Origin of the sequence: Pseudomonas sp. GCM10022186, assembly GCF_042656385.1 — a bacterium.
In the GTDB taxonomy this organism is placed as follows: domain Bacteria; phylum Pseudomonadota; class Gammaproteobacteria; order Pseudomonadales; family Pseudomonadaceae; genus Metapseudomonas.
In genome coordinates this window covers 70,880-94,956 of sequence record NZ_JBHSOU010000002.1, presented here as the reverse complement: position 1 = coordinate 94,956, position 24,077 = coordinate 70,880, and the positions used below count along the sequence as shown (strand labels likewise).

General features: G+C 62.0%; 20 protein-coding genes and 1 pseudogene. 19 read left to right on the top strand and 2 right to left on the bottom strand.

Annotated elements, in window-relative coordinates; genetic code table 11:
• Window positions 1–136: 136 nt before the first annotated feature.
• From ACFPU0_RS29440 to ACFPU0_RS01205, 4 genes and pseudogenes are all read left to right on the top strand, one after another.
• Window positions 137–3,445: pseudogene (locus ACFPU0_RS29440) on the top strand (hemagglutinin repeat-containing protein); the annotation flags it as partial.
• Window positions 3,442–3,777 carry a hypothetical protein gene (locus tag ACFPU0_RS01215; protein WP_377690973.1) on the top strand — a complete coding sequence of 112 codons (336 nt, stop codon included), beginning with the start codon at window positions 3,442–3,444 and terminating at the stop codon, window positions 3,775–3,777. The pseudogene ACFPU0_RS29440 and the gene ACFPU0_RS01215, both read left to right, overlap by 4 nt.
• 450 nt (window positions 3,778–4,227) lie before the next feature.
• Window positions 4,228–4,416, top strand: a complete 189-nt coding sequence (locus ACFPU0_RS01210; protein ID WP_377691331.1) for a hypothetical protein — start codon at window positions 4,228–4,230, stop codon at window positions 4,414–4,416.
• The gene (locus tag ACFPU0_RS01205; RefSeq protein WP_377690972.1) at window positions 4,416–4,946 is read left to right on the top strand and encodes a contact-dependent growth inhibition system immunity protein; all 531 of its coding nucleotides are present in this window, start codon (window positions 4,416–4,418) and stop codon (window positions 4,944–4,946) included. The genes ACFPU0_RS01210 and ACFPU0_RS01205 overlap by 1 nt, the downstream gene beginning before the upstream one ends.
• A gap of 536 nt (window positions 4,947–5,482) precedes the next feature.
• Here ACFPU0_RS01205 and ACFPU0_RS01200 read toward each other — a convergent pair.
• Window positions 5,483–5,686 (bottom strand): hypothetical protein, encoded by a 204-nt coding sequence (locus tag ACFPU0_RS01200; protein ID WP_377690971.1) that lies wholly within the window; start codon window positions 5,684–5,686, stop codon window positions 5,483–5,485.
• A 127-nt stretch (window positions 5,687–5,813) separates the two neighbouring features.
• On the opposite strand from ACFPU0_RS01200, the gene ACFPU0_RS01195 reads away from it, so the two are divergent.
• From ACFPU0_RS01195 to ACFPU0_RS01135, 13 genes are all read left to right on the top strand, one after another.
• Complete coding sequence (locus ACFPU0_RS01195; protein ID WP_377690970.1) at window positions 5,814–6,506, top strand: transposase; 693 nt, start codon at window positions 5,814–5,816, stop codon at window positions 6,504–6,506.
• 79 nt (window positions 6,507–6,585) lie between these two features.
• Window positions 6,586–7,116 carry a contact-dependent growth inhibition system immunity protein gene (locus ACFPU0_RS01190; protein WP_377690969.1) on the top strand — a complete coding sequence of 177 codons (531 nt, stop codon included), beginning with the start codon at window positions 6,586–6,588 and terminating at the stop codon, window positions 7,114–7,116.
• A gap of 122 nt (window positions 7,117–7,238) precedes the next feature.
• Window positions 7,239–7,931, top strand: coding sequence for a transposase (locus tag ACFPU0_RS01185; protein WP_377690968.1), 693 nt, complete (start codon window positions 7,239–7,241; stop codon window positions 7,929–7,931).
• Window positions 7,932–7,968: 37 nt separating this feature from the next.
• Window positions 7,969–8,793, top strand: a complete 825-nt coding sequence (locus ACFPU0_RS01180; protein WP_377690967.1) for a hypothetical protein — start codon at window positions 7,969–7,971, stop codon at window positions 8,791–8,793.
• A gap of 7 nt (window positions 8,794–8,800) precedes the next feature.
• Window positions 8,801–9,205 (top strand): hypothetical protein, encoded by a 405-nt coding sequence (locus ACFPU0_RS01175; protein ID WP_377690966.1) that lies wholly within the window; start codon window positions 8,801–8,803, stop codon window positions 9,203–9,205.
• 248 nt (window positions 9,206–9,453) lie between these two features.
• Window positions 9,454–10,146, top strand: coding sequence for a transposase (locus ACFPU0_RS01170; RefSeq protein WP_377690965.1), 693 nt, complete (start codon window positions 9,454–9,456; stop codon window positions 10,144–10,146).
• Window positions 10,147–10,476: 330 nt separating this feature from the next.
• The gene (locus ACFPU0_RS01165; protein ID WP_377690964.1) at window positions 10,477–11,154 is read left to right on the top strand and encodes a CsgG/HfaB family protein; all 678 of its coding nucleotides are present in this window, start codon (window positions 10,477–10,479) and stop codon (window positions 11,152–11,154) included.
• 17 nt (window positions 11,155–11,171) lie between these two features.
• Window positions 11,172–11,540 (top strand): DUF4810 domain-containing protein, encoded by a 369-nt coding sequence (locus tag ACFPU0_RS01160; protein ID WP_377690963.1) that lies wholly within the window; start codon window positions 11,172–11,174, stop codon window positions 11,538–11,540.
• Complete coding sequence (locus tag ACFPU0_RS01155; RefSeq protein WP_377690962.1) at window positions 11,537–12,199, top strand: DUF799 domain-containing protein; 663 nt, start codon at window positions 11,537–11,539, stop codon at window positions 12,197–12,199. Before ACFPU0_RS01160 ends, ACFPU0_RS01155 begins: the two co-directional genes overlap by 4 nt.
• A 241-nt stretch (window positions 12,200–12,440) precedes the next feature.
• Window positions 12,441–14,381, top strand: coding sequence for an esterase EstP (gene estP, locus ACFPU0_RS01150; protein ID WP_377690961.1), 1,941 nt, complete (start codon window positions 12,441–12,443; stop codon window positions 14,379–14,381).
• Between the two features lie 180 nt (window positions 14,382–14,561).
• A complete protein-coding gene (cptA, locus tag ACFPU0_RS01145; RefSeq protein ID WP_377690960.1) occupies window positions 14,562–16,328 on the top strand; it encodes a phosphoethanolamine transferase CptA in 1,767 nt (588 codons plus the stop codon).
• Between the two features lie 217 nt (window positions 16,329–16,545).
• Window positions 16,546–17,031 carry a hypothetical protein gene (locus ACFPU0_RS01140; RefSeq protein WP_377690959.1) on the top strand — a complete coding sequence of 162 codons (486 nt, stop codon included), beginning with the start codon at window positions 16,546–16,548 and terminating at the stop codon, window positions 17,029–17,031.
• A gap of 106 nt (window positions 17,032–17,137) precedes the next feature.
• A complete protein-coding gene (locus tag ACFPU0_RS01135; RefSeq protein ID WP_377690958.1) occupies window positions 17,138–18,052 on the top strand; it encodes a DUF808 domain-containing protein in 915 nt (304 codons plus the stop codon).
• A 256-nt stretch (window positions 18,053–18,308) separates the two neighbouring features.
• Here the strand turns inward: ACFPU0_RS01135 and ACFPU0_RS01130 are convergent, their stop codons facing one another.
• Entirely contained in the window at window positions 18,309–18,707 is a 399-nt protein-coding gene (locus ACFPU0_RS01130; protein WP_377690957.1) for a YkgJ family cysteine cluster protein, read from the bottom strand.
• Window positions 18,708–18,944: 237 nt separating this feature from the next.
• On the opposite strand from ACFPU0_RS01130, the gene ACFPU0_RS01125 reads away from it, so the two are divergent.
• Complete coding sequence (locus tag ACFPU0_RS01125) at window positions 18,945–22,535, top strand: DUF2339 domain-containing protein (protein WP_377690956.1); 3,591 nt, start codon at window positions 18,945–18,947, stop codon at window positions 22,533–22,535.
• Entirely contained in the window at window positions 22,532–23,917 is a 1,386-nt protein-coding gene (locus tag ACFPU0_RS01120) for a DUF3999 domain-containing protein (RefSeq protein WP_377690955.1), read from the top strand. The genes ACFPU0_RS01125 and ACFPU0_RS01120 overlap by 4 nt, the downstream gene beginning before the upstream one ends.
• Window positions 23,918–24,077 lie beyond the last annotated feature (160 nt).

Below are 24,077 nucleotides of genomic sequence, written 5' to 3'. Positions count from 1 at the left end.
CGTCTTGCCAGGCCGTACCCTGGCCGGTGGCGGCATGACCCCCGGGCAGGTCCAGGCGCCAGACCCCAGCGGTGACGCAGCGTCGCCGGATGGGCAGGCGGTCCAGCAGATCCAGCGGCAGCCCACCTTCCAGGCACCGTCCAGGCCCCATAAGTACCTGATCGAAACCAACCCCGAACTGACCAGCCTCAAGCAGTTCCTCAGCTCCGATTACCTGCTCGGTCGCCTGGGCTACGACCCGGACCAGGCACAGAAACGCCTCGGCGACGGCCTCTACGAGCAGCGCCTGATGCGCGAGGCCATCGCCGCCCGCACCGGCCAGCGCTTCCTCGCCGGGCTGACCAGCGACGAGGCGATGTTCCGCTACCTGATGGACAACGCCCTGGCCAGCCAGCAGGCGTTGAACCTCAGCGTCGGTGTGGGCCTGAGTGCCGCCCAGGTGGCGGCGCTGACCCACGACATCGTCTGGATGGAACATCATGTGGTGAACGGCGAGAAGGTCCTGGTGCCAGTGCTCTACCTGGCCCAGGCCAAGGGGCGCCTGGCACCCAATGGCGCGCTGATCCAGGGCCGGGACGTCAACCTGGTCAGCGGCGGCGATCTCACCAACCAGGGCACCCTGCGCGCCAGCGACAACCTCAGCGCCACCGGCAAGAACCTCGTCAATAGCGGCCTGATGGAGGCGGGCAATCGCCTCGACCTTCTGGCCACCGACAGCATCCGTAACGCCCAGGGCGGCATCATTGCCGGGCGCGACGTCAGCGCCATCGCCCTCACCGGCGATATCGTCAACGAACGCAGTGTCAGTACCCTCGAGCATGGCGGCGCCAGCCTGCGGCAGACCGACAGCGTGCTCAACGCCAGCGCCCGCATCGAGGCCGCCAACAGCCTCAGCCTCTCGGCCGGTCGCGACCTCGCCAATCTCGGCAGCCACATCAATGCCGGCGGCAACGCCAGCCTCAGCGCCGGCCGCGACCTGGCCATCGCCTCGGTGGCCGAGATCGATCACGCCGAAGGCCGTGGCAAGAAATCGCGCTGGAGCGAAACCAGCATCACACAGCATGGCAGTGAGGTGCAGGTGGGCGGTGATCTCAAGGTCGAGGCCGGGCGGGATCTGGCGGTGATCGCCAGTCGCGTGGGCGCCGGCGGTGACCTCGAACTGGCGGCGGGCCGCGACCTCACCATCGCCTCGGCGGCCGACGAAAGCCACTACGAGTACCACTACAAAGGAAAAGGCAAGAAGGTCGATATCGAGCGCGACAGCGTGCGCCAGCAGGGCAGCGTCATCGAAGCCGGCGGCGACCTCACCGCCCTCGCCGGGCGTGACCTGACCCTCAGCGCCAGCCAGGTCAAGGCCGGCGACGACGCCTACCTCTACGCCGGCCGTGACCTCAGCCTGCTGGCGGCCGAAGACAGCGACTCCAGCCTCTACGACAAGAAGAAAAAGGGCAGCTTCGGCAGCAAGAAGACCCAGCGTGATGAAGTCACCGACATCCGCCACGTTGGCAGCGAGATCACCACCGGCGGCGACCTCACCCTGGCCAGCGAGGGCGACCAGCGCTACCAGAAGGCCAAGCTGGACTCCGGCGCCGACCTGACCCTGGACAGCGGCGGCGAGATCGCCTTCGAAGCGGTGAAGGACCTGCATCAGGAAAGCCACGAGAAGAGCAAGGGCGACCTGGCCTGGACCAGCGCCAAGGGCAAGGGCACCACCGACGAGACGCTGCGCCAGAGCGAACTCCTCGCCCAGGGCGAAATCGCCATCCACGCCGTGGACGGCCTGAAGCTCGACCTCAAGCAGATCGACCAGCAAACCGTTAGCCAGACCATCGACGCCATGGTCCAGGCCGATCCGAACCTCGCCTGGATCAAGGCGCTGGAACAGCGCGGGGACGTCGACTGGCGGCGGGTGAGGGAAGTTCACGACAGCTTCAACTACAGCCATTCGGGGTTGGGGGTGGGGGCGCAGTTGGCGGTGGCCATCCTCGTGACCTACCTGACCTGGGGAGCGGCCAGCGCGGCTGTTGGCACCTCGGCAGGAGCGACGGCGGGGTCAGGCACCGCCATGGCCGCCGCCGGCACCAATGCCGTGGGTGCCAGCGTCGCCGCGGGTTGGGGCAATGTCGCGGCCACCAGCGCCATCACCTCGGTCGCCACCACCGGCGCCACCAGCGTAATCAACAACAAGGGCGACCTGGGCGCGACGCTGAAAGACACCCTCAGCAGCGACAGCCTGAAGAACTATGTGGCGGCAGGCGTAAGCGGTGGGGTTGCCGGTGGAGGCATTGGTCTTGAACTAGCCGTCAATTCCGCCCTGAAAACGGTGGTCAGTGGCGGCAAGTTCAAGGACAACCTGGCCCAGGCGGCAGTCGATCTGGCAGCCAATGCCCTCACGGCGGCTATCTACCAGAAAGTGGGCAACAGCCTGGTTGGCACCGGCCTGCCCACCAAGGTCGCCGTACACGCCATCGTCGGCGGCCTGATTGCCGAGGCTGCCGGAGGTGATTTCAGAACCGGAGCCCTGGCGGCCGGCGCCAACGAAGCCCTGGTGGACACCTTCGGCAAGGACCTCTTCCCCGGTGAGGCCCATGAACGCGTGCTGGCCATGACTTCGCAGTTGATTGGCATCACGGTTGCCGCAGCGGCGGGTGGCGATGAGAAGGCGCAGGAGAAAGCGGGGTGGGTGGCGCAGCAGGCGACGGTCTTCAACTACCTGAAGCATGCAGAAGTTGAGCAGATGCTCAAAGAGCGTGCCGCTTGTACGGACAAGGAGTGCCGTCTTGAGGTCCAAAGTCGCTGGGCTCAACTGGATGAGCAGCGAAATCGCGAACTCGACTCGCTTTGCCTGCGCGATCTGAAAGGGTGCGCTCAGCTTTCCAACGAGCTATTCGCTGATGCTCCCAAGATTCAAGCTCTGGCTGATCAGGTCCGCTCAAGCGGAGATACCGGCGCTGCTACTGCAATCGGTTGGATCATCCCGGAGAGCAATCAGGCAGCGCAAAACATCATCACGAATCACGTAGTTGAGGACCGTGATGGAGAAAGTGCTGGATTCTGGGCAAATGCGGTCCAGCTCCTTGCTGGGATCATTGGTGCGGGGAAACCAAGCCGTAAGGCCCCAGATGGAAGTGGCATTAGTTCTACTACTAAACTGGACTATGAAGCAGCGCCTTATCATGGGAAGGTTGACAATCCAGTTAAGAGTCGGGCTCCTGCTAATGGTCAAGAAGTATTGGACAATTCAATTCAAGTAAAGCTGTCGTCCCCTCGGCGGGTTGGAGTTGATATCAAGACAAATGAGTTTGTTGTATTTGATAAGACATTGGGCTCGACATACCATGGGCATGTCAGATCTTGGAAAGATCTTCATCCAGATATGCAGAAGGCGTTACAGAAAGCCGGTATGGTGGACAGAAAGGGAAACATTAACAGGAGGGGCGATTGATCGTGAAATATTTGCCTGTTAAGGAAATTAGCAGGGCTGATGCGGAAGAAGCACTCGGTTCCGCTGATGTTGAAAAAATTTCTTTTGCACTTGTGTCTATTTCAAGCTGCGAGAATGATTTTGCCTGGGTACAGAATAAGTTGCTAGATTTTCTGGAGCACCCAAATTCAGATATAAGCGGGCTTGCCGCGACTTGCTTAGGGCACCTGGCTAGAAAACACGGTATTGTTGATAAGGGGCATGTTGTGAAAAGGCTGCGAAGTCATCTTGATAATGGCGCAGTAGCTGGGAGAGTTTCTGATGCCTTAGATGATATCGAGACATTTTTGTAAGGTCTGGAAAGGGGGTTGGTTTATTTTTCCTGCTCTTAGGCGAAAAGGGATAGACTGTCATCTGATCAGTTTTATGAGGCTATTGATGAACGGTCAATTACAGTATATCAATGCCCTAAGTGTAGAAGATTGCACTTGGAAGAAGAGCCGAATAAATTCACTACGTATGTGGTTGAACGGATAGCTACTTAAGCAAGTAGGGAAAGGGGACTAGGGAAAGGTGACAGGGAAAGGTGACAGATTTATTTTTCCTACTCTAATTTTCTAGTCGATCCGGCTTGTTGGTGAGAATAAGTTGGTGCAAGGACATCTGGCGCGGTCAGGCGCTAAGTAGTTAGCGCTTCAGGGGGCTGGTCAGGATCGACAGGCTGCTGCGCAACGAACTGAGAAATTAGAGTACAGAAAATAAATCTGTCCCCTTTTTCAGAGAAATTAGAGTACAGAAAATAAATCTGTCCCCTTTTTCATGATAAGTACGCACTGGGGAGAACTTCGTTAAGTAACGCTCAAATAGCCGCGCGTGAAGTGCAAGTGGCAATTCCCAAAGCGACTACCCCAGCACAATGGCTGGAAGTCAATAGAGCAACCCAATATGCTGAAAGCTTGGGCGTGAAATTGAAAGTAACGGTGATCGAATAATGAATGATGTTATTCCTAGGGCTTGGGCGAATGCCAAGCTGAACAAAGAATTTATTTGCATAGAGACTTATTCCGGTTATCGGATGAGTCAAGCCGATCATAAAGGGGTCACGCATTTACTGGCCCCGGATGCTTCTGATCAAGCAGTTGGAGAGGCACTGCTGGATGCGCTCTCGAAAAGCCGTTTTGTCTTGCCGGAGCCTCGAAAAGATGTGTGGATTCATCCGGAGGCTACGTTTGATAGTGAGTTGTATGACTTCGACGCATCGGAGCAACGCTATAAAGACTGGATTTCACAATTGATGGAAAAGTACGGCTACAAAACCAAAAGAGCCCTTTTTAAAGACATGAAAAATTGTGATATTGAAAGCTTTAGTGGAAAAATCATAATCGGTCCGAGCCACCATGAAAAGCTAGAAGGCTGGAGTGGGAAGGGCTTATCTGAGGCTGATAATGTAATTATTCCAACCACCAGCACTCCCGAGGAAGTTGGCGTCGCTCTACGCCTGGCTTTTAGTCGCTGTACATGAAAAGCTTCCCTGACGTCCCGGGTCGCACCCCTTGAGCGCTCCCCTGACACCGGCCTCGCGCCGGTGTTGCTTTTCAGTTGTCAGGTGTTCTCTTTCTGTTGTCTCGTGTTGTTTTTCTGTTCTTTCTCAGTTGCTGATGTGTTGCTTTCGAGTTGCTTGACGGCGACTGTGTAGCACGCCGTCCGAACTGCTTCTTTTGTGCTATCTGGCTGCTATCTCCCTGCTATCGAGCGGCTATCTTTCTGCTACTTCTCGGCTACCGCTGCCAGCGGTCAAGCCGCTGGCGAAGGTTTTGACCCTCTGGCCGGTGTTTTCCCTTAAATCGGTGCGATTTTCGCGGTTTCTGGCAGCCCTTAAACCCCGGCGATTTGGCGATACACCATACGCACCTTGCCGGTGCGGCCAAAGCCGCGTGGTTACTGGGCTGCAGCGATTTGGCGGAAAATCGGCTGTAGTCAGAGGCGACTACAGACTGCCCTGCAGGCCGCGAATTTACTGGGGAAACGGTGCTACAAGCTGTAGCGCACGAGTTTTTCTTAGCTGCCTGCTTGTGACGTGCCCTTTTCTTTAGCCGCTGGCCCTGCCGTTCGGGCAATGGCCCCGGCCACCTGATGCTTGACGATCACCGCATCGAGCAGGCCGCGCACCAGTTCCTGCTCGTGTTCGGGCATGCGTGAAATTGCTTCGAACTGATAGCGCAGGTCATCAGACGGTCCGCGTTCGCCTTCTTCGAAAACCAATTCATCCAGGGTGACGTGCAGTACCTAGTGGAAAAGGGGACTAGGGAAAAGGGGACAGATTTATTTTTCCTACTCTAATTCCTCGGGAAGAGAGAGCAGGTTATAGGTCGTCATGGAGGGAGGAGTCATGCCCAGGGTCGGGCGAGTCTTGTTGCCAAACTATCCGCATCACATCGTTCAACGTGGTCATAACCGACAGGTCGTGTTTGCCGAGGGCGCTGATTTCGAGCGTTACCTGGCTGACCTGCGCGAGTTGAAGGATGCCTTCGGCGTCAAGGTCTATGCGTACTGCCTGATGACCAACCATGTGCATCTGCTATTGGCCCCGGATGATTCACTGGGCGGGCTTAGCCAGTTGATGAAGACCTTGGCGGCTCGCGCAACGCGCTACCGCAATCGCCTGGAAGGCCGTTCCGGCACCCTGTGGGAAAGCCGCTTCAAGTCGAGCATCGTGCAGTCCGATGCCTACTTGTTGGCCTGTAGTCGCTATATCGAACTGAACCCCGTGCGGGCGTGCATGGTGGCTGCGGCAGGGGATTATCCCTGGTCCAGCTACGCCCTGCGTATTGGGGTTGCAGCCGAGCAGAACTGGTTGGACGACGACCCGTGTTTCCAAGCGCTCGGTACTAGTGATGACGAACGGCGCCGCCGGTATGCCGAGTTCGTCAGGCAGGCGGTGCCCACCGAGGAACTGAGCCTGATTCGAGAGGCCATTCAACGCGGTCAACTGACGGGGAGCAGCCGCTTTGTGGATGAAGTTGAGCGTATTGCGGGTGTACGGATTGAACGGCGCAAGCAGGGACGGCCGAAATTAGAGTAGGGAAAATAAATCTGTCCCCTTTTTTGTTACAATATGCTGAAAGCTTGGGCGTGAAATTGAAAGTAACGGTGATAGAATAATGAATGATGTTATTCCTAGGGCTTGGGCGAATGCCAAGCTGAACAAAGAATTTATTTGCATAGAGACTTATTCCGGTTATCGGATGAGTCAAGCCGATCATAAAGGGGTTACGCATTTACTAGCCCCAGATGCTTCTGATCAAGCAGTTGGAGAGGCACTGCTGGATGCGCTCTCGAAAAGCCGTTTTGTCTTGCCGGAGCCTCGAAAAGACGTGTGGATTCATCCGGAGGCTACGTTTGATAGTGAGTTGTATGACTTCGACGCATCGGAGCAACGCTATAAAGACTGGATTTCACAATTGATGGAAAAGTACGACTACAAAACAAAAAGAGCCCTTTTTAAAGACATGAAGAATTGCAGTATCGAACTCAAGGAAGGCAGCATGACTATTCGCCCCAGTCGCCATGAAAAGCTTGAAGGATGGGGCGGAACAGGGCTGGGGGGAAGCGATTATGTAATCATCCCAGCCACTAGCACCCCTGAAGAAGTTGGCGTCGCTCTACGCCTGGCTTTTAGTCGCTGTACATGAAAAGCTTCCCTGACGTCCCGGGTCGCACCCCTTGAGTGTGGAAAAGGGGACAGATTTATTTTTCCTACTCTAATTCCTCGGGAAGAGAGAGCAGGTTATAGGTCGTCATGGAGGGAGGAGTCATGCCCAGGGTCGGGCGAGTTTTGTTGCCAAACTATCCGCATCACATCGTTCAACGTGGTCATAACCGACAGGTCGTGTTTGCCGAGGACGCTGATTTCGAGCGTTACTTGGCTGACCTGCGCGAATTGAAGGATGCCTTCGGCGTCAAGGTCTATGCGTACTGCCTGATGACCAACCATGTGCATCTGCTATTGGCCCCGGATGATTCGCTGAGCGGGCTTAGCCAGTTGATGAAGACCTTGGCGGCTCGCGCAACGCGCTACCGCAATCGCCTGGAAGGCCGTTCCGGCACCCTGTGGGAAAGCCGCTTCAAGTCGAGCATTGTGCAATCCGACGCCTACTTGTTGGCGTGTAGTCGCTATATCGAACTGAACCCAGTGCGGGCGTGCATGGTGGCTGCGGCAGGGGATTATCCCTGGTCCAGCTACGCCCTACGTATGGGGGACGCACCTGAGCAAAACTGGCTGGACGACGACCCGTGTTTCCAAGCGCTCGGCGCTATCGATGACGAACGGCGCCGCCGGTATGCCGAGTTCGTCAGGCAAGCGGTGCCGGCCGAGGAACTGAGCCTGATTCGCGAGGCGATTCAACGTGGCCAACTGACGGGCAGCAGCCGCTTTGTGGATGAAGTTGAGCGTATTGCGGGTGTACGGATTGAACGGCGCAAGCAGGGGCGGCCGAAATTAGAGTAGGGAAAATAAATCTGTCCCCTTTTTGCCGGTCCCCTTTTTGCCGCTGGTGGACACCTTCGGCAAGGACCTCTTCCCCGGTGAGGCCCATGAACGCGTGCTGGCCATGACTTCGCAGTTGATTGGCATCACGGTTGCCGCAGCGGCGGGTGGCGATGAGAAGGCGCAGGAGAAAGCGGGGTGGGTGGCGCAGCAGGCGACCCTCTACAACCACGAACTTCATCGCAAGAACGCGGAGAGCTTTGCCCAAGGCGTCCAGATGGCGTGCGTTCAAAGGCCAGGCCTTTGCGCTCCCGGAGCAGAAGGAATTAGCCAGAGCGACCTAGTGCATGCGCTGGAGGTTACCGCGGCCCATGGGGAAGGCATCGAGACAGTCAATCCAAAGGCGCTGGCGCTGGTGAACCAGTTCCTGAACGGATTCTCAGGCACCAAGGAAACACTGTTCAGTCCGACGGAGTCGGAACAGCATCGGCTGGATGTGCTGGAAACGGCCGAACTCGCGGGCGCAGCGGTTGGCCTAGCGAGCGCAGCGAAGACTGTACTGAAGAGCAGCGGCGGTCTGCTGGAGGCCTTGAAGGGATTCTTGGGCTCTGGCGGTGCGAAAGGTAGCCTTCCTGAAATCAAAGTGATTGATGGCTTCTACCAAGCTGAAGGCACTCCATTTAAGTTTTCCGAGTATTACTACAATCGTCTATGGTCCACTGGTCGCGGTGCTCCCTTCGTTCAGGCAGATGAGGTGCTAAAAACAGCTACATCTGTAACTCCAGATAGAAAGAACGGCTTCTTCCGGTACACGAATGAGGCAATGGAGATGATTTACAATCCAGCCACCAAGGAAGTTTGGCATTTGCAGCCATTGAGGTAAATTGTAAGTGTGTAAAACTATTGTTAGGATTGTTTATTATTTATTTTTGCTCCGGGGCGGAAGGCGATCTTCTGCTTTGGAGTCCTATATTGACTATACGGATGGAGAGCTAGAGTTTTCAGAAGATTTCGCCCGTAACGAGCCCGGTATGTACAGGGAGCTTTTTTCTCCTGAATGCGAAGGCTATTTTTCAGATTTATTAAAAAGACTAATTTCTGATATGAGAGGGCAGGAGCGCGAAAACTCAGAGGATATCTTAATTGGATTGGAGTTTATCCAAAATTCCGGTGCCACCGCGCTATGGAGATTCCATCTTGAAATGCGTGCTGAGCTAGAGGAATTTGTTAGGGATTTTGATCGGCTGGATGCTCCTGAAGAGAGAGATAGGTTATATTCTTTAGCTCAGGCTTAGTTTTGTTAGTGTGAAAGGTAGCGCCGGCGCAGAAAGCGCTATCAATCAGGGCGGGCTCAATTTAGCGGCGAAAAGGGGACAGATTTATTCTTCATACTCTAATTCCTTGGGAAGAGAGCAGGCCCTAGTTATCCATAGGGACGGAAAAGGGGACGACGGAAAAGCGGAAAAGGGGACAGATTTATTTTTCCTACTCTAATTCCTCGGGAAGAGAGAGCAGGTTATAGGTCGTCATGGAGGGAGGAGTCATGCCCAGGGTCGGGCGAGTCTTGTTGCCAAACTATCCGCATCACATCGTCCAGCGTGGCCATGACCGGCAGGTCGTGTTTGCCGAGGCGGCTGATTTCGAGCGTTACCTGGCTGACCTGCGCGAGTTGAAGGATGCCTTCGGCGTCAAGGTCTATGCGTACTGCCTGATGACCAACCATGTGCATCTGCTATTGGCCCCGGATGATTCACTGGGCGGGCTTAGCCAGTTGATGAAGACCTTGGCGGCTCGCGCAACGCGCTACCGCAATCGCCTGGAAGGCCGTTCCGGCACCCTGTGGGAAAGCCGCTTCAAGTCGAGCATCGTGCAGTCCGATGCCTACTTGTTGGCCTGTAGTCGCTATATCGAACTGAACCCCGTGCGGGCGTGCATGGTGGCTGAGGCAGGGGATTATCCCTGGTCCAGCTACGCCCTGCGTATTGGGGTTGCAGCCGAGCAGAACTGGTTGGACGACGACCCGTGTTTCCAAGCGCTCGGTACTAGTGATGACGAACGGCGCCGCCGGTATGCCGAGTTCGTCAGGCAGGCGGTGCCCACCGAGGAACTGAGCCTGATTCGAGAGGCCATTCAACGCGGTCAACTGACGGGGAGCAGCCGCTTTGTGGATGAAGTTGAGCGTATTGCGGGTGTACGGATTGAACGGCGCAAGCAGGGACGGCCGAAATTAGAGTAGGGAAAATAAATCTGTCCCCTTTTTTGGTCCCCTTTTTTGTTGTCCCCTTTTTTGTTCTTTTTTGTTTTCCCTGCGCTAAGTTGTCTACTGGGCTGGTCTCTTGATCCTACAAGCTTGCAGGAATATTCCTTGCGCGTAAGGGAACTTATTGAGTCCTGGTTCGTGCAAAATTCACCAACTTTTCAGTGCGCCAAGTATCTCTAGATCAGTCGGCCAGTCGGTTGCCTGGGTCTAGGAAATCAATCGACGAGACTGAATCGACCTCGCGCTGGTGGTTGGAGTCTCCATGTCGCGCTAGATATTTATGGAAGCAGGAGGAGCAGGGTGCGGATGTATGCAAGAAAAATATTGTTAGGCGTAGGTTCGTTGGTGCTTGTCGCATTGGCCGGGTGTGCAACGGAAACTTCCAGATCATTGCTCGTGCAGCGTGTTGAAAGCTTCAACAGGCCATCTGCAGGCCCACATACGCCAATCTCCGTAGGCAAGTTCGATAATCGTTCGAGTTACATGCGCGGAATTTTCTCCGACGGCGTCGATCGCCTGGGTGGGCAAGCGAAGACGATTCTTATCACGCATCTGCATCAGTCCAGCCGTTTCAATGTCCTAGATCGGGACAACCTGACGGAAAGTCGCTTTGAATCCTCCATCAAGGGGGAAACCCAGCGACTCAAGGGGGCCAGTTACGTGGTGACCGGGGATGTAACCGAGTTTGGCCGCAAGGAGGTCGGGGATCGCCAATTGTTCGGCATCCTGGGGCGTGGCAAGTCGCAGGTGGCATACGCAAAGGTCAACCTGAACATCGTCGACGTTTCCACGTCGGAGGTCGTCTACTCGACCCAGGGAGCGGGTGAATACGCCTTGTCGAATCGTGAGGTCGTCGGTTTCGGTGGTACGGCCAGCTATGACTCGACCTTGAATGGAAAGGTGCTCGATCTGGCTATACGGGAAGCTGTTGAAGCCTTGGTGAACGCAATAGATTCCGGCGCCTGGGCACCGGCGAGGCGGTAGGGAAGGGAGAGCCAGACATGAATACGAAATTCGGGAGAGGGTTTCTCGCCGTCACGATGCTGACGGGCAGTCTTGGCCTCGTGGGGTGCACGAGCACGAAACCTTTGTACCAGTGGGAGACTTATCAGTCGCAGGTTCGCGAGTATTTCAGGGGTGAATCCAGGGAAGCGCAAGTTGAAGCCTTGGAGCGTGATCTCCAGAAAATCCGGGCCAAGGGCGGGGTGGTTCCTCCTGGATATCACGCCCATTTGGGACTGCTGTATTCGGGCATCGGTCGGGATGATCAGATGGTGCAGCAGTTCGAGACGGAGAAGGCTCTGTTTCCGGAGTCTGCCGCCTATATGGACTTTTTGCTGAAGAATGCGAAGCAAGGAGACAGGCCATGATGGCTCGCCTGCTGAAAGGACTGGTTTACTTGGTGGTAGTCGGGGTGTTCGCAGGGTGTGCGGAGGTGAAAACCGTCGACTACTCGGCGTTCAAGGAAAGTCGGCCCCGCTCGATCATCGTGCTGCCTCCAATGAACGAGTCGCCTGATGTGCAAGCGACCTATGGTTTGTTCTCGCAGGTGACCTTACCTCTGGCGGAAGCGGGGTATTACGTGATGCCCGTCGCGCTGGTGGATGAAACCTTTCGCCAGAACGGGGTCACTGCTCCCGGGGACATTCATCAGGTCGCGCCGAAAAAGCTCAGGAAGATATTCGGTGCGGATGCCGCCTTGTACATCACGGTGAAGGAGTACGGCACCAGCTACAAACTGATCAGTAGTGAGACGGCTGTCACCGCCAGCGCGAAGCTGGTGGATCTCAACACTGGTGCCGCACTCTGGACCGGAACAGCCAGGGCGTCCAGTGAAGAGGGCAACAATCAGAACAGCGGGGGCCTGGTTGGTCTACTGATCGCTGCAGCGGTAAAGCAGATCGTCAGCGGTGTTCAGGAGGACGCGGCGTACCCGATCGCCGGACTTGCCGCAGGACGACTGCTGTCTGCAGGACGGTCCCCCGGGATTCTGTACGGTCCCCGTTCCCCCAAGTACATGACTGACTAAGGGCTGCGGATTCATTTCCCTCCGCGAGCCTTCCGACCAACTGAATCTGCCAAGGCGCTTGACCCGCCTTGGCGGGTAGCTCTGATGCCGAGCAAGTCTTGCCTGAAAAGAACGGCTCACTGGCAGTGACGGCTACCCACCCAAACCATATATCCCTTCCCGTCTATGCTGTCCGCCTGAGGGCGGCCTTTGGAGTTGTCGCGCAGGCCCGGAAAACAAGAACAAGCACGGAGTAAGCACAATGACCGGAATGGCGCTCAAGCCACTCGTGGCAGCCTGCCTGCTGACCACGCTGTCCACTGCACTTAACGCGGCCCCCGCCCCCTATTCCACCATGGTGGTGTTCGGCGACAGTCTCAGCGATGCCGGGCAGTTCCCGGATCCGGCCGGCCCGGCCGGCAGCACCACGCGCTTCACCAACCGGGTCGGGCCGACCTTCCAGAACGGCAGTGGCGAAATCTTCGGCCCGGTCACGCCGATGCTGCTGGGGGGACAGCTCGGCATCGCCGCCGGGGAGCTGGCGGCGTCCACTTCGCCGGTCAACGCTCAACTCGGTATTGCCGACGGCAACAACTGGGCGGTCGGCGGTTACCGCACCGACCAGATCTTAGACTCGATCACCGCGCCGGGTGGCTCGGTGGTCGCCAACGGCGGCGTCACCCTGCGCAGCCGTGACGGCTACCTGGTGGATCGCGCCAGCCAGGGCCTGGGCGCCGACCCGAATGCGCTCTACTACCTCACCGGCGGTGGCAACGATTTCCTCCAGGGGCGCATCCTCAACGGGCTCCAGGCACAGCAGGCGGCGGGGCGCCTGGTCGACAGCGTGGAGGCCCTGCAGCAGGCCGGCGCCCGCTACATCATGGTCTGGCTATTGCCCGACCTGGGCCTGACCCCGGCCACCTTCGGCACTCCGCAGCAAGCCTTCGCCAGCCAGCTCAGTGCCGCCTTCAACTCCACGCTGACCGCGCAGCTGAGCCAGGTGCCCGCGAATATCATCCCGCTGAACATTCCCCTGCTGGTCGGGGAAACCCTGGCCAACCCCAGCACCTATGGCCTGGCCAGCGACCAGAACCTGGTCGGTACCTGCTTCAGCGGCAATGGCTGCATCATGAACCCCACCTTCGGGCTCAACGGCACCACGCCGGCCCCGCCCCGGCTGCTGTTCAACGACAGCGTGCACCCGACCATCGCCGGCCAGCGGCTGATCGCCGATTACGCCTATTCCCTGCTGGCGGCGCCCTGGGAAGTGACCCTGCTGCCGGAAATGGCCCATGGCACCCTGCGTGCCTACCAGGACGAGCTGCGCAACCAGTGGCAGGCGGACTGGGAGAACTGGCAGGGCGTCGGCCAGTGGCGCGCCTTCGTCGCCGGCGGTGGCCAGCACCTGGACTTCGATTCCCAGGACAGCGCAGCCAGCGGTGACGGCAATGGCTACAACCTCACCCTCGGCGGCAGCTACCGGATCGATGATGCCTGGCGTGCCGGCGTCGCGGCGGGCTTCTTCCGGCAGGAGCTGGAGGCCGGCGCCGAGGATTCCGAGTACCAGTTGAACAGCTACCTGGCCAGCGCCTTCGTCCAGTACCAGCAGAACCGCTGGTGGGCCGATGCGGCGCTGACCGGCGGCTACCTCGACTATGACGACCTCAAGCGCAAGTTCGCCCTGGGCGGCGGTTCGCGCAGCGAGAAGGGCGACACCGATGGCCATCTCTGGGCGTTCAGCACGCGCCTGGGCTACGACATCGCCCAGCGGGCCGACAGCCCCTGGCACCTGTCGCCCTTCATCAGCGCCGATTACGCGCGGGTGGAGGTCGACGGCTATGCCGAGGATGGCGCCAGCTCCACCGCGCTCGATTACGACGAGCAGAAGCGCGACTCCAGGCGACTGGGCGCCGGCCTCCAGGGCAAGTACACGTTCGGCGCCGATACCCAGGTATTCGCCGAGTACGCCCACGAGCGTGAATACGAGGACGACACCCAGGACCTGACCATCGCCCTCAACAGCCTGCCCGGCAACCGCTTCACCCTCGAGGGGTTCACCCCGCAGGACCGCCTGGACCGGGTCAGCCTCGGCTTCAGCCAGCAGCTGGCGGCGGATCTTTCGCTACGCGGCGGCTACAGCTGGCGCAAGGGCGAGGACGACACCCAGCAGGGCGTCAGCCTGGCGTTGAGCCTGGACTTCTGATCGACCCGGCCGGCGGCGTGTTCCGCCGGCCGTTTCTCCCTGCCCATCCCGCGCGCACCGGAAAGGGCGGTTTATCCTGCCCGTTCAGCCAGGGTTTGACGAACTTTTCAGATTTCCGCAGTCATACTCCCTACTTTTCGAGCAACTCGACCGTTCAAGTTCCGAGCGGGGCGGAGGTCTATGAATTCCGATGTACGCAAGGCCGAGGATCGGCCGTTCGACTGGGCCGGGCTGGGCCGGCTCTTCCTGTTCTTCTGGTATTTCTCGGGTGTGACCCAACTGCTGATCCAGGTTACCGGCACCAGTGGTTTCAGCGGTTTTCGCCAGGCTTTCCTGCTCAGCGGGATGTGGCTGATCCCGGTGCTGCTGTTCCCGGGGCGGACTCGCGCCATCGCCGCCGGCCTGGGCCTGTTGCTCTGGCTGGCCTCGTTGCCGGCCTTCGGGTACTTCCTGGTCTACGGCCAGGAGTTTTCCCAGAGCGTCATCTTCATCATGTTCGAGTCGAACGTGGCCGAAGGTTCGGAATACCTCGCCCAGTACTTCGCCTGGTGGATGGTGCCGGCCTTCCTCGGCTACGCCCTGGGCGCGGTGCTGCTCTGGATGCGCCTACGGCCGGTCCATCTGCCGCGGCGCAAGGCGCTGGTGGCGAGCCTGGCGCTGCTGGCGGCGCTGGTGGGATACCCGGCGGTGAAGCAGGGCCTGGGCAACGAGACCTTCGAGGCCGCCCGCGACAGTTTCGAGAAGCGCATGGAGCCCGCCGTGCCCTGGCAACTGCTGGTGGGCTACCGGCAGTACCGCCAGCAGCTGGCGGAAATGGATGACCTGCTGCAGGGCAATGCGCGCATCGCGCCGCTGGCCAACCTCAAGGATGCCAACGCCGGCCTGCCGGCGACACTGGTGCTGGTGATCGGCGAATCGACCAACCGCCAGCGCATGAGTCTCTACGGCTACCCGCGCCCGACCACCCCCAACCTGGACCGTATCCGCGACCAGCTGGATGTGTTCGACAACGTCATCACGCCGCGCCCTTACACCATCGAGGCGCTGCAGCAGGTGCTGACCTTCGCCGACGAGAAGAATCCCGACCTCTACCTGACCCGGCCGTCGCTGCTGAACATGATGAAGCAGGCCGGCTACAAGACCTACTGGATCACCAACCAGCAGACCCTCACCAAGCGCAACACCATGCTCACCACCTTCTCCAAGCAGGCGGACGAGCAGTTCTACCTGAACAACAACCGCAACCAGAACGCGCGCCAGTACGACGATGACGTGCTGCCCCCGTTTGAAAAGGTGCTGGCCGACCCGGCGCCGCGCAAGTTCATCGTGGTGCACCTGCTGGGTACTCACATGAGTTACCAGTACCGCTACCCGCCGGAGTACGAGCGCTTCACCGACCGTCAGGGCGTGCCGGCCAATGTCACCGACGACCAGTTGCCCACCTACAACAGCTACGATAATGCCGTGCTGTTCAACGACCATGTGGTGTCCAGCCTGATCGAGCGTTTCTCCGGCAGCCGCGCCAACGGCTTCCTGCTCTACCTGTCCGACCACGGCGAAGCGGTGTTCGACCCCGAGCACCCAGAGGTGCTTGGGCGCAACGAGGCGGCACCCACCGCCCCCATGTACACCATCCCGTTCATGATCTGGCGCTCGCCCCAATGGCGCGCCGAGCACCCGCTGGAACTCGCCGCCAACCTCGGCCGGCCCTACAGCAGCTCGAGCTTCATCCACACCTGGGCGGACCTGGCCGGGATCGGTTTCGATGAGTTCGAGCCGAGCCGCAGCCTGGTCAATGCCGCCTTCCAGCCTCGCCCGCTGCTGATCGGCGACCCCTATCAGCCCAAGGCGTTGATCGACTTCAGCCTGATCAAGCCCAAGGCCAAGGGCGGTGACATGAAAGTGGTCAGCGGCGAGTCCGAGGCCGGCAAGCGTCCGCAAGGCTGATCCACGCCCGCCCGCGCCTGGGCATGCCCAGGGCGCGGGCTCCCTTCGCCAATCCCTTCTGTCATACCTGGCGTCAGTCGTTGGATTGGGATGCTGTACGAATAGTCCTTAGCGCGCAGCTCCCGGTTGAAGCCCCCGGCGCGCTCATGCTGTGGTCCTCCTTTTGATCGCTCCAGGCCTCCTATGACGGCGGCCTGGCGGAACGCAGGAGGACTGCATGAAACTGGTAGAGATTCGCCGGACCGTCCTCGAGCCGGCACTGGCAATGCTGCCTCCGGCCCTGGGAGGCGCCAGGGCCGAGGTGATGCTGCTGGCCATCGGCCTGCAGGAAAGCGGTTTTCATGATCGGCGGCCCGTTAGCGGACCCGAGCGCGGCTACTGGCGCGTCGACCCGGATGACGACAGCCTGGGTGCCGTGCTACGTCACCCGGCGACCGCCGCCATGGCGGTGGAGGTCTGCGATAGGCAGCAGGTGCCGCCCATCGAGGAGCGGGTGTTCGCCGCCCTGGAACATGACGACCTGCTGTCGGCCGTCTTCGTCCGGTTGCGCCTGCATATCGAAGGCGAGCGACTACCACCTGTGGGGGAAGTGGGGGACGCCTGGAACCTCTATTGCCGTGCCTGGCGCCCCCAGGAGCCCGATCGGCGGCATTGGGGCCGCAGCTACGCCCAGGCCATGGATGCCCTGGGCGCCACGGCCTGAGTTGGGGCAGGGGGGGGGCGGTGGTGTTTTTGAGTTGACCGGCGGGGCGTTTTTGTCTGTAGTTCGCCTGCTTGAACGCCCCCGTTCCCCTCTGCAAGGACCCACCATGGCCGGAGCCAGCCTGCTGACCCTGATCGACGACATCGCCACCCTGCTCGATGACGTCTCGGTAATGACCAAAGTCGCCGCGAAGAAGACCGCGGGCGTGCTGGGTGACGACCTGGCGCTGAACGCCCAGCAGGTCAGCGGCGTGCGCGCCGAGCGCGAGCTGCCGGTGGTCTGGGCGGTGGCCAAGGGCTCCCTGGTGAACAAGGCCATCCTGGTGCCTGCGGCCCTGCTGATCAGCGCCTTCGCGCCCTGGGCGGTGATCCCGCTGCTGATGCTGGGCGGCGCCTTCCTCTGCTTCGAAGGTTTCGAGAAGCTGGCGCACAAGTGGCTGCACAGCCATGAGGAAGATGAGCAGCACCATGCGGCGCTGGCCGAAGCCGTGGCCAATCCGGCGGTGGACCTGGTGGCCATGGAGAAGGACAAGATCAAGGGCGCCATCCGCACCGATTTCATCCTTTCCGCCGAGATCATCGTGATCACCCTGGGCACCGTTGCCGACGCCGCCTTCGGCAAACAGGTGACGGTTCTGGCCGGCATCGCGCTGATCATGACGGTGGGCGTTTACGGCCTGGTGGCCGGCATCGTCAAGCTGGACGATCTGGGCTTCTACCTCGTCCGCCAGGCCAACGCGGCGGCACGGGCCATCGGCCGTGGCATCCTCGCCGCCGCGCCCTGGATGATGAAGGGCCTGTCGGTGCTGGGCACCGCTGCCATGTTTCTGGTGGGCGGCAGCATCATCCTCCACGGCATCCCGGCGGCCCACCATCTGCTGGAGCCGGTGCTGGCCGCTTCCGGCGGATTCTCCTGGCTGGTGCAGATTCTGGTGGACGGGCTGGCGGGCATCTTTTCCGGCGCGTTGGTGCTGGCGGGGGTGAGCCTGGTGAAGAAGGTGATTTCCGCCGTCAGGGGTTGAGCCTGGATGGCGATACCCATCGATTCCTGGCTGATGGGTACTGCTTTGCTCCAGTACGTAGGATGGGTGGAGCGGGGCGATACCCATCGGTACCTTGCCCGGCCTCGCTGGTGGATAGAAAAGCGCTATCCACCCTACATGGCTCAGCGCGGTAGGTTGGGCTGAGGTACGAAGCCCAACGCGGCGAAGCCGAGCGATATTGTTGGGCCTGCTGCGCTCGGCGCAACCTAGGGGGAGTCTGTAGGGGGCCGACAGCTCAGCGGCTGATCGGCTTGAACGCGCAGTAGCCCGGGCGCGGGCCGATCCGCGGGTGGTTGCGGCAGGTTTCCGGGCGCTTGTCGTAGACGGTGCACAGACGGCTCTTGCGGTCGAGGAAGTAGCAGTCGTTGTTGCCCATGCGGGTCAGGGTGAAGATCCCCGACTTCTGGTTGAAGCGTTCCACCACGCCATCCTTCATCAGCCGCTTGGCGATGTTCTTCGGCGGCTCGCCGCGCTCGAACTCGGCCACCAGCTCCAGGCGGATCAGGTCGCTCAGACGCACTTCGACCGGCATGGTGCAGCAGCTGGAGACGCAGGCGTGGCACATGGTCTTTTCGTATTTGATCCAGGTGTCCGTCCGGTCGAGGTCGGCACCGACGATCATCATGGTCTTCATGGTCGGCGAGCAGGGCAGGGAATGGGGGCGGGCATCATAGCGATGTCGGTGAAAAAGTGAACAGTTTCCCGTCGGGGAACGCGAAATTTCCCATCGACGTCCCACATTTTCCTGGATCTCGTGCTGAGCTGTAGGAAGTTTCTGTGTCTGTGGACCAGCCGGCACTCGTCTCTAATTGGGCCGGTACTGCATTCCTGTAAATTCTGGCCGGCGCTCAATCTTCCGGGATGACACTGCATGCAATGGATCTTCATGCTGGTTGGCCTGGCCTTCGGGGCCGCCATCGATGAAAGCGTCGTCGGGGCCCTGCTCGGCGGCCTGATGGGCCTGGGGCTTGGCCAGGCCATTCGCCTCCAGGCGCTGGCACGGGACAACGCCGAGTTGCGCAAGGCGCTCGACGCTTTCGCCGCCCGTTTCGACAAGGGCACCCAGGCCATCCACGAGCGCCTGCTCAAGCTGGAGCAGGGCGGGGCACAGCCGGCTGCCGAGGCGCCCCCGCCCGCTGCCGAGCCGGTGGCGCCGGTGCCTGCAGCCGAAGCCGTGCCGGAGGGCGAGGCCGAGCTGCTCTGGGAGCTGCCGGCCGAGGTGCTGGAGGAACCCGCCCCCGCGGCCGAGGCGGAGCCCGCGCCGGCCGCTGCCGCCAGCGCCGCTGCCTGGGGCCGGGAAGCCCGGCGCGATGCACCCCGCCAGGCCCCCCCGAAGCCGCCCGGGCCCCGCGAGCCCTCCCTGCTCGAACGTGGTTTCGCCGCCGCCCGCAACTGGCTGTTTGGTGGCAATACCGTACTGCGTGTCGGCGTGGTGCTGCTGTTCCTCGGCCTGGCCTTCCTCCTGCGCTATGCCACCGAAGGCATGGTGGTGCCGGTGGAGTTGCGCTACGCCGGGGTGGCCCTCGCCGCTATCGCCTTGCTCGGCCTCGGCTGGTGGCTGCGCCGGCGCAATCCCGGCTATGGGCTGATGCTCCAGGGCGCCGGCATCGCCGTGCTCTACCTGACGGTGTTCGCTGCCATGCGCCTGCACCCGCTGCTGGACCCGAAGATGGCTTTCGCCCTGCTGGTTGCGGTGACCCTGTTTTCCGCCATCCTGGCGGTGGCCCAGGACGCCCTGGGCCTGGCCGCCGCCGCGGCCCTGGGCGGTTTCGCCGCGCCCATCCTGACCTCCAGCGGCAGCGGCGACCATGTGGCGCTGTTCAGCTACTTCGCCCTGCTCAATGCCGGCATCTTCGCCATCGCCTGGTTCAAGGCCTGGCGCCTGCTCAACCTGATCGGCTTCGTCGGCACCTTCGGCATAGGTTTCGCCTGGGGCCTGCGTTCCTACCGGCCGGAACTGTTCGCCAGCACCGAGCCCTTCCTGGTGCTGTTCTTCCTGATGTATGTCGGCATCGGCCTGCTCTTCGCACGCAGCAAGCTGGCCGAGGCGGGGGAGGCGCCGCAAGGGCGTGACGAGCTGTTGCGCTGGTCGGCGCGCCAGGCCGACATCGTCGACGGCACCGTGCTGTTCGGCCCGCCCATCATCGGTTTCGGCCTGCAGGTGGCGCTGATCCGCCATATCGAATTCGGTGCCGCTTTCAGTGCCCTCGCCCTGGGACTCTTCTATCTCCTGCTGGCCCGCACCCTGGCCGGACGTACCGCCGGCCGGGCGCTGCTGCTGGTGGAAACCTGCCTGGCCCTGGGGGTGGTCTTCGGCAGCCTGGCCATCCCGCTGGGGCTGGATGCGCGCTGGACCTCCGCCGCCTGGGCGGTGGAGGGCGCGGGCATCTACTGGCTCGGCCTGCGCCAGGGGCGTCCGTTGGCCCGGGCCTTCGCCCTGCTGCTGCAGTTCGGCGCGGCACTGGCCTTCCTCGGCGGGTTGCGCACCGGAAGCGATACCTTGCTGGACGGCTCGTCCCTGGGGGCGCTGATGCTTGGCATGGCGCTGCTGTTCAGCTTCTGGCAGCTGCGCCGGCCCCCCGTCGATGCCGCCAGCGTGCTGGAACAGCGCGGCCGGCCGCTGCTGGCGGTTGGCGGCCTGGCCTTCCTCTACCTGATGGCGCCGTTGCTGTTCGACGCCGAAGGCACGGCCATCGCCTGGGCCCTGGCCGGCCTCGCGACCCTGTTCGTCGGACTGCGTCTCGAGTCCCGCACCTTCCTGTTCAGCGCCTTTGCCGTGCAGTTGCTGGGCGGTGCGGTCTTCCTGCTGGACCTGGACGGCTCCGGCCTGGGCAGCGGCGCGGTACCGGGCTGGCGTGGCCTGCTGGTGGCCTCGCTGATCGGCCTGGCGTTGATCGCCGGGATGCTGCTGGCTGCCCGCCACCCGCTGGCGCGTAGCGACGCACGCCTGTTGCGCGGGCTGTCCGTGGTGCTGCTGGCGGGACTGGCCTTCGTCAACCTGGCGGTACTCTTCGTACTGCCCTGGCGTACCGCTGGCGCCGTCTGGGCCGGTAGCGGACTGTTGATCCTCTGGCTCAGCCTGCAGCTGCAGCAGCGCGCCGGCTTCTACTTCGGCCTGTTCCTGCAATTGCTGGCGGGCATGAGTTTCCTCGCGGTGAGCCCGCTGCTGCTGGGCGAGTCGAGTGGCGAAGGCCTGCGCCCGCTGGCCCATGCCGGTTTCTGGACACCGGCGGTGCTGGCCCTGGCAGCCTTCGTCGGGGCCTGGCGCCTGCAACGGGTGGCGCGCGGGGAAACGGCAATGGGGGGCCTCAGCCTCGCGCATCTGGCGCAGCTGCTGCTGGCCTGGAGCGCGGGCTGGTGGGCCCTGGCCTGGCTGGGGGAAATCGGTCGCTTCGCGGCGCCGGGGCAAGAGGTGCCCCTGGCCCTGTTGCTGGCCGCTGCCAGTGTCGCCTTCTGCACCTGGCTGGCCGGGCGCGAGCAGTGGCGCGCCCTGGCGCTGCTTTGCCTGTCGCTGGCGCCGGCCGGCGTGCTGGCGCTGGCCGTTGCCTGGCAATCGCGCTATCACCCGGCGGCGGATCTCGGCTGGGGTGGATGGGGCGCGCTGTTCGCCGTGCACCTGCTGGCCCTGCGCAGGCTCGATGGCCTGCTGCCGGCGGGGGCGCGCAGCGCCGCCCATGTGCTGGGCTGCTGGTTGCTGCTCGGGGTGCTGGCGCTGGAGCTGCGCTACCTGCTGATGCTGCTGTCCGAGCAGTACAACGCCTGGCGCTGGCTGGGTTGGGCGCTGCTGCCGAGCGCCTGGCTGCTGCTGGTGACGCTGCGGCCGGGCCTGCCCTGGCCGGTGGCGGCCTACCCGCGGGAGTACCGCTTCTGGGCCTCCCTGCCGCTGGCCCTGCTGATGCTCGCCTGGTTCTGGATCGCCAACGCCTGGAGCGACGGCGCCGCCGAACCGCTGCCTTATCTGCCGCTGCTCAACCCCCTGGAACTGGGTCTGCTGTTCGCCTTGCTCGGCGTCTGGCTCTGGCTGCGGGATTGCCTGCCGCAGTTCGGCCAGGTCGTGCTGCCGGCCTGGCTGCTCCAGGCCGTGGCGGGCGTATCGCTGTTCGCCCTGGCCACCGCGGCGGTGTTCCGTTGCGCCCATCACTGGGGTGGGGTGCCCTATACGCTTTCGGCGCAACTGGAGTCCATGCTGGTGCAGGCGGGTCTGTCCATCGTCTGGACCAGCATTGCCCTCGGCCTGATGGTCGGCGGCCACCTGCGCGCCCGGCGCGAACTCTGGCTGGTGGGTGCGGCACTGATCGCGCTGGTGGTGGCCAAGCTGTTCTTCGTCGAACTGGGCAATCGCGGCGGCCTGGAACGCATCGTGTCTTTCATCGGCGTCGGCGTGCTGCTGCTGGTCGTCGGCTACTTCGCGCCGCTGCCGCCCAAGCGCGCGGAACCTGAAGAGGAGCGGGTCAACGCATGATCGGATTGTCCTGCCTGCGTCGCCCCGGACTGGCCCTGCTGGCCGGCCTGGGGCTGCTCTGCCAACCCCTGCTGGCCGCCGACCAGCCGGAGGATTTCGCCACCCGCGTCGAACTGCGCCTGGAAGGCGAGGGGCCCTGGTATCGCCTGGAGCTGCCCATGGACCTGCACTTTGCCGCGCGCCATGCCGACCTGCGCGACCTGCGGGTGTTCAACGCCGAAGGCGAGGCACTGGCCTATGCCCTGACCCGCAGCAGCGCCAGCGAGCGCCGGGCACGCCACGAGCACCTGTTGCGCTGGTTCCCCCTGCGTGGCACGGCGGAAAACGCCGCTGGCGTGCCCAGTGTGAGGGTGGAGCGCAGCACCACGGGCACCGTGGTGCAGGTGGTACCGGAAAGCCCGACCGCTGCCGGCGAGCAGTTGCGCGGCTGGCTGCTGGACGCCAGCGCCGTGCAGGCGCCGCTGGAAAAACTCGACCTGGACTGGAGCGGCGCCGGCGAAGGCTTCCAGCAGTTCCGCATCGACGCCAGCGACGACCTGCAGCACTGGGAGTCCTGGGGCGATGGGCAGGTGGCGCGCCTGTCCTTCGCCGGGCAACGCATCGACCAGCACGAAGTGACCCTTCCCGGGCGCAAGGCGCGTTACCTGCGCCTGCTCTGGCAGAACCCGCGGCAGGCTCCCGAACTGACTGCGGTGAAGGTGGTGAGCGCCAGCCGTGAAAGCCTGCCCGCGGCCATGGCCTGGTCGGCGCCGCAGGAGCCGGTCAGCGCCAAGGATGGGCAGTACCTGTGGGAGCTGCCCCTGGGGCTGCCCATCGAGCGGTTGCGCATCGCCGTCGAAAGGTCCGGCAGCCTCCTGCCGGTGCAGGTGGAGGCCCGCCGCGACGGCGCACCGCAATGGCAACCGCTGGTATCGGGCCTGCTCTACCGCCTGCCTCGGGACGGCAGGGAAGTGGCGCAGGAAGAGCTGGAGCTGCCGGGCTGGATGGCGGTCAAGCAACTGCGCCTGACGGTGGACCCGCGCGCGGGGGGCTTCGGCCAGCAGGTTCCGCGCCTGGAGGTGGGGATGCACGCGACCCAGGTGGTGTTCCTCGCCCGCGGCAACCCGCCCTTCACCCTGGCCCTGGGCAACCCCGAGGCCCGTCGTGGGGAGCTGCCCCTGGCCACATTGGTGCCCGGCTTCGACAGTGCCAGCCTGGAGAAGATGGGGCGTGCCCAGGCGCTGGCGGTACCGCCGCAGGCCGGTGTCCACCCGGCGGAGCGGCTGAGCGCCGGGCAGGTGGTCTGGAAGCGCATCGGCCTCTGGGCAGTGCTGCTGCTGGGCGTCGGCGTGCTCGGCATCATGGCCTTCAGTCTGTTGCGCCGACCGGCAGCGCGCTCCTGACGCAAGGTAGCGCCGCGTCAAGGAAGTGATGGCTTTTTGATGTATCTTTGTCCTGTCTTTCGTCGGGCTGCCCGGGGCAGCCCCATTTCCAGGTCTCGACGGCCAGTGCCCAACCTTCAGCAGTTCCACGCCGCTCCGCCCAGCCCCATGGCCGCGCCCG